Origin of the sequence: Streptomyces sp. NPDC087440 (genome assembly GCF_044744005.1) — a bacterium.
GTDB lineage: Bacteria > Actinomycetota > Actinomycetes > Streptomycetales > Streptomycetaceae > Streptomyces.
Window position 1 is genome coordinate 180,131 of record NZ_JBIUXN010000021.1, and the last position, 8,927, is coordinate 189,057.

Consider the following 8,927-nt stretch of genomic DNA (forward strand, 5'->3'; position numbering starts at 1 on the left):
CCAAGTGCCCGGCGGCTCGTTGTGCGGAATGCAGGCTCCCTGCGGTCACGCCATGCCCGCAGCCACTCACTCCATCGCGTGAATGTGCTCATGGCGTGCAACCTTCCGGACCACCCGGGGAGTCGATCGTCATGACGAGAGGAGGTGCCGCCAGTGATCGCTAACGTATCGGCGCACCGGCGGGCCAACGCCTTCGCCCAGGCCCTGGAGGACCAGGAACTCCAGGGCACGGCGGCCGAACAGCCCGAAGGTACGGCCGGAGCAGCCGAAGGGCCAGGTGACCAGGGAGCACTGCTTTCCCTGGTCACGGGCCTTGGCGACCTGCCCGCACCGGAAATGGACCCCGAGGTCAAGGTGGTGCAACGAGCCCAGCTCGTCGCCGCCATGGAAGCCATGCTGCTGGAAGGCACCGCGGAGGGACCCGCGGGCCCTCAGGTGCCCGAGCAGCGCACCGGACGGGGAGCCCACCGGGCGACCGCGCTCCGGAAGTTGCGCCCCCGCTCCCGCTGGTCGAAAGGCCTTGCGGCGGGCGGCCTCACCGTCGGAGTCGCGGCCGGAGCGTTCGGCGGCGTCGCCGCCGCCAGCTCCAACGCCCTCCCCGGTGATTCGCTGTACGGGCTCAAGCGCGGCATGGAAGACCTGAAGCTGACCATGGCGGACGACGCGTCCGACCGAGGCCAGATCTACCTCGACCAGGCGTCCACCAGGCTCCAGGAGGCGAGACGCCTCATGGAGCGGGGCCGTGCCGTCCAGCTCGACCACGAGCAACTGGGCGAAGTAAGACGCACGTTGAACGGGATGAAGCACGACGTCGGCGAGGGCCACCGGCTCCTCTACGAGGCGTACGAACGCGACGGGAACATCGGCCCCATCCAGGCCCTCGACGCGTTCGCCCAGTCCCACCGCGACAGTTGGAGCAGCCTGCGCGGCCTGCTGCCCGCCCAGCTGGGCGACGTCGGCTCGCAGGTGAGCTCGGTCTTCGACGCCATAGACCAAGAGGTCAACCCGCTCAGGTCGCTGCTGCCCGCGCTCCCGCAGTCCGACCAGAAGCCGTCCGCCCCGGGCGCCCACAAGGACCGCCCCGGCACCCCGCACCGCACCGACGGCACCCGGCCCGCCGCCCCCGGCACCACCCCGGGCCGCCCCCACCAGGGCAAGCCCGGCAGCCCTCCGCCCGCCTCCTCGGACGGCAAGCAGTCCGACGGCCTGATCGGCGGCGCGGGAGACCTGCTGGACCCCCCGTCCAACAAACCCGCCCCGTCCACCCCCGGCAAGCTCCCCAAGCCCGCCGTCCCCGACGTCACGATCCCGCCCATCCTCCCGGACGTACTCCCGGGCCTGGGCATCGACGGCGAGGACATCAACAAGCGGTAACCACACAGCTCTTGTGTGCAGGGGCGGGGGGGGGGGGGGGGGGGGGGGGGGGGGGCCCCCCCCCCCCCCCCCCACACCCCCCCCCCCCCCCCCCCCCCCCCCCCCCCCCCCCCCCCCCCCCCCCCCCCCACCAGCCGCCCCCCCCCGCCCCCCCCCCCCCCCGCCCCTGCACACTCAGAAGAACACCGACCGCCTCTGCACGAGCAGCTTGTAGAGGGTGTGCTGGATCTGCTCGCGCACCTGGTCCGTCAGGTTGAACATCAGCATCGGGTCCTCGGCCGCGTCCGCCGGGTAGTCCTTGGTCTCGATCGGCTCGCCGAACTGGATCGTCCACTTCGTCGGCAGCGGCACCGCCCCCAGCGGCCCCAGCCACGGGAAGGTCGGCGTGATCGGGAAGTACGGGAAGCCGAGCACCCTGGCGAGGGTCTTGGAGTTCCCGATCATCGGGTAGATCTCCTCCGCGCCCACGATCGAGCACGGCACGATCGGCGCCCCCGCCCGCATCGCGGTCGACACGAAGCCGCCCCGCCCGAAGCGCTGCAGCTTGTAGCGCTCGCTGAACGGCTTCCCTATCCCCTTGAACCCCTCGGGCATCACGCCCACCAGCTCGCCCCGCTCCAGGAGCGCCTGCGCGTCCTCCGCGCACGCCAGGGTGTGCCCGGCCTTGCGGGCCAGCTCGTTCACCACGGGCAGCACGAAGACCAGGTCGGCCGCGAGCAGCCGCAGATGCCGCCCCGCCGGGTGCTCGTCGTGCACCGCCGCCTGGAGCATCAGCCCGTCCAGCGGCAGCGTCCCGGAGTGGTTGGCGACGATCAGCGCCCCGCCCTCGGCGGGGATGTTCTCGATGCCCTTCACCTCGACCCGGAAGTACTTCTCGTAGAACGGCCTGATCATCGACATCAGGACCTGATCGGTGAGCTCCTTGTCGTACCCGAACTCGTCGATCTCGTAGTCCCCGGTGATCCGCCGCCGCAGGAAGGCCAGCCCGCCCGCGATCCGCCGCTCCCAGCCGCCTTGCTCCCCCTGTTCCTCCGGCTGCTCGACGCGCTCCTGCGGGCCGTCCTCGGCCTGCGTCCGCTGCTGCGGTACGGGTGCGAGCGCGCCCTGCGTGCCGCTCTTGCGGGCGCCGCCGCGCTTGCCGGCCCCCGCCCGCGCACTGCTCCCCGTGCCCCGCCGCGACCGCGGCTCGTCACCGAAGGGGATGACCTTGGCGTCGGCCATGTCAGATGCGCTCCTTGGACTCGGCAGAGGGGGAAACGTCACTTCTCGGTCGTACGACACGGGCGAGCCCGGCGACCCGTCCCGCCGCCCGGTCCACCGTACGGGCCAGCACGTCGGGCGGCAGCAGCCCGCCGCCCCGGCTGCGCGCGAAGTCCTCGAAGGTCTCGGCGGTCGTGTACTTCGGGTCGAAGCCGAGGGTCTCGCGCATCTGGGCGGTGCGCACCACCCGGCCGTGCGTCAGCAGCCGTATCTGCTCCGGCGAGAAGTCGGTCACCCCGACCGTCCGCAGCGCCGAGCCCACCCATCGCACGGCCGGCAGCAGGAAGGGCACCGTCGGCCGCCCCAGCCTGCGCGCGCACTGCGAGAGCAGCAGCACCCCGTCCCCGGCGATGTTGAAGGTGCCGCTGTTGAGCGTCCCGCGCCGGGGGTCGTGGGCGGCGATCCGCAGGACCTCCACCACGTCGTCCTCGTGCACGAACTGGAGCCTCGGGTCGTACCCGAGGACGGTCGGCAGGGCGGGCAGCGAGAAGTACTCGGAGAGCGGCGAGTCGGCGCTCGGCCCCAGGATGTTCGCGAACCGCAGCACGCACACCGCCACGTCCGGGCGCCGCCGGGCGAATCCCCGTACGTACCCCTCGACCTCGACGGCGTCCTTCGCGAAGCCCCCGCTGGGCAGCGACTTCGGCGGCGTGGACTCCCCGAAGACGGCCGGATCGCGCGGCGCGGACCCGTACACGCTCGTCGTGGACTTCACCACCAGGCGCTGCACGGTCGGCGACTTCTGGCAGGCGCCGAGGAGCTGCATGGTGCCGATGACGTTGGTCTCCTTCACGGAGGCCCGGCCCCCGCCGCTCCCCAGGGGGGTGCCGGTGACGTCCATGTGGACGACCGTGTCGACCCCGTACTCGGCGAGCACCCGCGCGATCGCGGGCTGCCGGATGTCCGCCCGTACGAAATCGGCTCCGCCGAGATGGTGCTCGGGCGGAATGGCGTCGACCCCGATCACCCGGTCCACCTCGGGGTCCCGCTGCACGCGCCGCACGAAGCGGCCCCCCAGCTGCCGGGCCACACCTGTGACGAGCACGACCTTGCCCAAGATCAGAGCCTTCCCCTCGGTCTCCCCTGGGGCCACGGTAGCGCCTGCTTGTTGCGCTGTGATGTCCGCGCGGCACTCTCGGCCACCCCGGGGGCCGGGCCCGCCCGGCCGGAAACGCGGCCCGCCCGTCCGGAAACGCGGAACGGCCCTCCTGCCATTGCTGGCAGGAGGGCCGTTCCGGACTGCGTAGCGCGCGATGCGCCGTCGCTTACTTCTTGTTGCGACGCTGAACGCGCGTGCGCTTCAGCAGCTTGCGGTGCTTCTTCTTAGCCATCCGCTTACGCCGCTTCTTGATAACAGAGCCCACGACTACCCTCGCTTCTCTCTACTGGTGCGGGGCGTCTGGGCCCACACGACCTACAAGGGCCTAGCCTACCGCCCACCGAGTGAGGGACGTAATCCGAGGGCAGCCCAGGCCATAACTAGGCCGTCTCGACCCCCACGAAGGATTCCCGGAGGTACTCGTGAACCGCTTGCTCCGGGACCCGGAAGGACCTGCCCACCCGGATCGCCGGCAGATGACCGCTGTGCACCAAGCGGTACACGGTCATCTTCGACACTCGCATCACCGAGGCGACTTCCGCCACGGTCAGAAACTTGACCTCGTTGAGAGGCCTCTCGCCTGAAGCAGTCATGACCCACCTGTACCTTCCGCACATGACGCGCACCGGCTTCCCCTTCCGGTGACTCTTCGTCGCTGTGCGCTCACTCCCCAGACTAGGGGCGTGTGATGCGAGTGGGGAAGAGGAGATGCGTTCGGCCCGCTACCGTGACAGACACGCTCGATTGAGTACATAGCGAGTAAGCGGTCGGTAGTAATCAGACCGCACACCGTCATCAAGTGGAACGGCCACGGCCACCCGCCCCTCCTCCTCCCCGACGAACACCGCGGGGTCGTCCACGTCCGCCGGACCGATCGCCTCGAACCCCAGCTGACCTGCGCCGACGACCCATCCGTGGTCCCCGACGACCAGCCCCGGCAGGGGCCCTCCGCCCTCCGCCGCGGCCTCCAGAACCACCCGAATCGGCAGGGGCGAATGGGAGTGCACGCCGGGGTCACTCGCGCCGACCCGCGCGCCGGGTTCGCGCACCAGCGCGACGCCTCGTACGTAGTCAAGGTTGTACGTACGTACGCCGAACCGGGTCGTTATGTCGACACGCTTCCCCTGCGCGGGGGTGAGCACTTCACACCCCGCCGCCGACATCGCGTCTGCCAACTCGGCGTAGAAGCCGAGCAATCGGTGCGGATGTCCGGTCCCGAACAACACCGGAACCCGCCTCGCGGCCGCCTCCCCCACCCTCTCCGCGAAGGCGTCCAGCGCCGCCAACGTCCGTTCCGGATCGATGGCATCGGGCCCCTGCCGGTACCCCAGATCCCCCGACACCCCACACTTCCGTGCCATCAAATCAACCAACGCCCCCTCCCCCCACCCCTTTTGGGGCTCCAATCCGATCAACACCCTCGGATCCCCCGCCCCGAACAACCGGTAACTCCGCAGACTCACCTCCCTCGACGTCGCCACGACCCCCGCCAATCGCGCCGCCAACAAATGCGCCCTCACTGCCCCACGACTCAACACCCCTCCATGCTCCCCCCGCTCCACCCCCCTGTCCCCCAAACCCCACCCCTCCCCACCAATCAGCCCAATCCCCACCCCTCTTGGACAACAGACCACCCCTCGGCTCCGCCCCCTTGGCTCCACCTCTTTGCCGCCCCGCCCCCTCAGCTCCGCCCTTCCCCTTCCCCCGAGCCCCCTTGGCTCCGCCCTTCCCCTTCCCCCGAGCCCCCTTGGGCGACGGGCCGCCCCAAGGGGGCGGAACGGGCGGGCAAGGGGGCGGCCCACCCGACACGGGCCCACCCCACTCCCGGCCCTCTCGCCACCGGCCCACCCCACCACCGGCCCGAGGCCAAGCCCCCCGCCGGACGCCCGTCCACAGAGCCCCCGGCCCACCCCCACGCCGGACGCCCGTCCAAAGGCACGCCCCCGGCCCAGCCCCGGACCTACGCCAAAAGCCCCCGCAACGGAAACACCGCCCGCCTCACCGCCACCACCGCCTGATCCACCCGATCCCCCGGGTCATAACCCTCCTCCCACCCCCGCCACGCCACCGTCCGCCCATCCGTCATCCGCTCCGGCCCCAACTCCCCCCGCAACTCCCGCACCCGCTCCCGCCACACCCCCGGAATCACCGCCTCCGGCTCCACCGGCCGATGCCCCGCGATCCCCACCAGATGCGTCCACGCCCTCGGCACGACATCCACGACGGCGTACCCGCCACCCCCCAGCGCGAGCCACCGCCCACCCTCGACGTACTCGTGCGCCAGCTCGTGGCACGCCGCCTGCACAGCCCGCTGCGCGTCCAGCGACACCACCAAGTCCGCCAGCGGGTCCTCGAAGTGCGTATCCGCCCCGTGCTGCGAAACCAGCACCTGCGGCCGAAAGTCCGCCAACAACTCCGGCACCACCGCGTGGAAGGCCCGCAGCCACCCCGCGTCCCCGGTCCCCGCCGGCAACGCCACATTCACCGCGCTGCCTTCCCCCGCACCCTCGCCCCCCGTCTCCTCGGGCCACCCCGTCCCCGGAAACAGATGCCGCGGATGCTCGTGCAACGAGATCGTCAGCACCCTCGGGTCGTCCCAGAAGGCGGCCTGCACCCCGTCCCCGTGATGCACGTCCACATCCACGTACGCGACCCGCTCCGCCCCCATCTCCAACAGCCGCGCGATCGCCAACGAAGCGTCGTTGTAGACACAGAACCCCGCCGCCGCCCCGGGCATCGCATGATGCAGCCCACCCGCGAAGTTCACCGCGTGCGCCGCGTCCCCCCGCCACAACGCCTCCGCAGCCCCCACCGACTGCCCGGCAATCAAGGCGGAAGCCTCATGCATCCCCGCAAAGGCCGGATCGTCCACCGTCCCCAGCCCGTACGAGACGTCGGCCTCCCCGGGCGCCCTGGACGCCGCCCGCACCGCCGCGACGTAGTCCTCCCGGTGCACCAGCTGCAACGTCGAGTCCCCCGCCGCCGGCGCGGCCACCACCTCCACCGCCCCGTCCAGCCCGAAGGCCCGCACCAACCCCATGGTCAGCTCAAGCCTGACCGGATCCATCGGGTGGTGCGGGCCGAAGTTGTACGCCGTGACGGCGTCATCCCACATCAACAGTGCGCGGCCGCTCATGCCCGCCACCGTATCGGTCGCCCTCCGCCGCGAAGGACCGGGCGTACACCAGCGTCACCAGCACCAGAACCATGGGTACGAGCATGGCCCCCCGGTAGTTCCACGCGTCCCCGATCACCCCCACCAACGGCGACCCCACCAAGAACCCCACGTAGTTGAAGATGTTCAGCCGAGCCACCGCCTGGTCGCTCGCCCCCGGGAACATCCGCCCCGCCGCCGCGAAGGTCTGCGGCACGATCACGCACAACCCGAGCCCCAGCAGCGTGAATCCGGCCATCCCGACCCACGCCCCCGGGGCGGCCGCGACGACCCCGAACCCCACAGCAGCCACCACAGCCCCACTCCGCACCACGGCCACCGCCCCGAACTTCCGCACCCCGAAGTCCCCGACGGCCCGCCCGAGCAGCGTCGTCACCATGTAGACGTTGTACGGAACGGTCGCCAGCGCCTCCGACGAACCCAGCACGTCCTGAAGGTACTTGGCACTCCAATTCGAGACCGTCGAATCCCCGATGTACGCGAACGCCATCACCATGCACAACGGCAGCAGCAGCTTGAACGAGAACGCCGCCGCCCCCTTCGCCGCGGCCGCGGCCTCCGCCTCCCCGCCGTCCTTCGCGTCGACGTACCACCGGCTCCCCACCAGCACCACCGGCACCAGCACACACACCACCGGCAGGTACGACACCAGCAGCGACAGCTCCCAGTGCGCCCCCACCCATGCCAGCGAGGCTCCCGCGATCCCGCCGAGGCTGTACGCCGCGTGGAAGCCGAGCATGATGCTCCGCCCGTACGCCCGCTGGAGGCTGACCCCGAGCATGTTCATGGACGCGTCGAGCATGCCGACCGCCAGCCCGAACACCCCGAGCGCGACGGCGACGTGCCCCATCTCGCGCCCCGCCCCGACCCCGAGCAGGGCCAGCAGCACGACGGGCTGCGACCACCGCAGTACGGCCGCGGGCCCGACCCGCTTCGCCAACGCCTCGGCGACGAAGCTGCCCGCCCCCGCCAGGATCGGCACGGCGGCGAGAAAGATCGGAAGCACCGCGTCCGACATCCCGTACTGCTTCTGCAGCGCGGGTATTCGGGTCACGAGGATCGCGAAGGCGAGACCCTGCGCGAAAAAGCTCAACGCCAAAGAAGCCCTGCCGTGCCGCAGGCGCGCATCTGTCATGAACGGTGAGCGTACGACCCAGACCTACCAGTGGGTAGATGGATCACTCATCCAATCTGACCGAATCCCGCCCCCTCCTCAATCCAGCAGCCCGAGCAGCTCCTTCATGTCCGAGAAGTACCCCTTGGCCCCCTCCAGCCGCTCGGCCGGCGTCATCGCGGTGAACCCGTAGACGTCCATCCCCGCGGCCCGCGCCGCCTGCACCCCGAGCGGACTGTCCTCCACCACCACACACCGCTCGGGCGCCACCCCCATCCGCTCCGCCGCGAACAGGAAGAGATCCGGCGCCGGCTTCCCCTTCCCCACGTCCTCGGAGCTGAACAGCCACTCCTCCTCGAACCACTCGTCGAGCCCGGTCCTGCGGTGCCCGACCCTGATCCGCTCGTGACTCCCGGACGACGCCACGCAGTACGGAACCCCCTCGGCGACCAGGTTGGCGAGTACGTCCTCGACCCCCGCCACCGGCTGGAGTTCCCGCTCGAACGCGGCGAAGACCCGCTCGTGCAGCTGGTCCCCGAAGTCCTCCGGCAGCTCCTGCCCGGTCCGCTCGCGCACCAGGTCGTGCACGCGGTGCACGGCGGCCCCCATGTAGTCCCTGAGGGAGTCCTCGTACGTCGTGGGGTGCCCGAGCTCCGTCAGGTACCCGGACAGAATCCTGTTCGAGAGCGGCTCGCTGTCCACGAGGACGCCGTCATTGTCGAAGATGACCAGTTCGTAGCGCATGACCTGACCATAAACGCAAAAAAGCCGCTGCCCCCGAGTCAACAGACTCGGGGGCAGCGGCTTTTTAAAATTTGTTCGGCGGCGTCCTACTCTCCCACAGGGTCCCCCCTGCAGTACCATCGGCGCTGAAAGGCTTAGCTTCCGGGTTCGGAATGTAACCG

At 70.7% G+C, this 8,927-nt stretch carries 9 protein-coding genes and 1 rRNA gene; 1 reads left to right on the plus strand and 9 read right to left on the minus strand.

Annotation, left to right across the window (positions count from 1 at the left end):
• Positions 1 to 153: 153 nt before the first annotated feature.
• The gene (locus tag ACIO3O_RS33190; protein ID WP_401752379.1) at positions 154 to 1,374 is read left to right on the plus strand and encodes a DUF5667 domain-containing protein; all 1,221 of its coding nucleotides are present in this window, start codon (positions 154 to 156) and stop codon (positions 1,372 to 1,374) included.
• A gap of 174 nt (positions 1,375 to 1,548) precedes the next feature.
• Here the strand turns inward: ACIO3O_RS33190 and ACIO3O_RS33195 are convergent, their stop codons facing one another.
• The 9 genes from ACIO3O_RS33195 to rrf all read right to left on the minus strand — a co-directional run.
• Positions 1,549 to 2,595, minus strand: coding sequence for a lysophospholipid acyltransferase family protein (locus tag ACIO3O_RS33195; protein WP_401752381.1), 1,047 nt, complete (start codon positions 2,593 to 2,595; stop codon positions 1,549 to 1,551).
• A gap of 1 nt (position 2,596) precedes the next feature.
• A complete protein-coding gene (locus tag ACIO3O_RS33200) occupies positions 2,597 to 3,691 on the minus strand; it encodes an NAD-dependent epimerase/dehydratase family protein (protein WP_401752383.1) in 1,095 nt (364 codons plus the stop codon).
• Positions 3,692 to 3,899: 208 nt separating this feature from the next.
• Positions 3,900 to 3,998, minus strand: a complete 99-nt coding sequence (locus ACIO3O_RS33205) for a 30S ribosomal protein bS22 (protein WP_003948845.1) — start codon at positions 3,996 to 3,998, stop codon at positions 3,900 to 3,902.
• A 115-nt stretch (positions 3,999 to 4,113) separates the two neighbouring features.
• A complete protein-coding gene (locus ACIO3O_RS33210; RefSeq protein ID WP_185027739.1) occupies positions 4,114 to 4,326 on the minus strand; it encodes a helix-turn-helix domain-containing protein in 213 nt (70 codons plus the stop codon).
• A gap of 129 nt (positions 4,327 to 4,455) precedes the next feature.
• Positions 4,456 to 5,271, minus strand: coding sequence for a phosphatase (locus ACIO3O_RS33215; RefSeq protein WP_401752400.1), 816 nt, complete (start codon positions 5,269 to 5,271; stop codon positions 4,456 to 4,458).
• 422 nt (positions 5,272 to 5,693) lie between these two features.
• Positions 5,694 to 6,869: an acetoin utilization protein AcuC gene (locus ACIO3O_RS33220; RefSeq protein ID WP_401752386.1), complete on the minus strand. Its 1,176-nt coding sequence runs from the start codon at positions 6,867 to 6,869 to the stop codon at positions 5,694 to 5,696.
• Positions 6,838 to 8,043, minus strand: coding sequence for an MFS transporter (locus tag ACIO3O_RS33225; RefSeq protein WP_401752388.1), 1,206 nt, complete (start codon positions 8,041 to 8,043; stop codon positions 6,838 to 6,840). The genes ACIO3O_RS33220 and ACIO3O_RS33225 overlap by 32 nt, the downstream gene beginning before the upstream one ends.
• 78 nt (positions 8,044 to 8,121) lie before the next feature.
• Complete coding sequence (locus ACIO3O_RS33230; RefSeq protein WP_401752389.1) at positions 8,122 to 8,766, minus strand: HAD family hydrolase; 645 nt, start codon at positions 8,764 to 8,766, stop codon at positions 8,122 to 8,124.
• Between the two features lie 73 nt (positions 8,767 to 8,839).
• Positions 8,840 to 8,927 (minus strand): 5S ribosomal RNA (rrf, locus tag ACIO3O_RS33235); the annotation flags it as partial.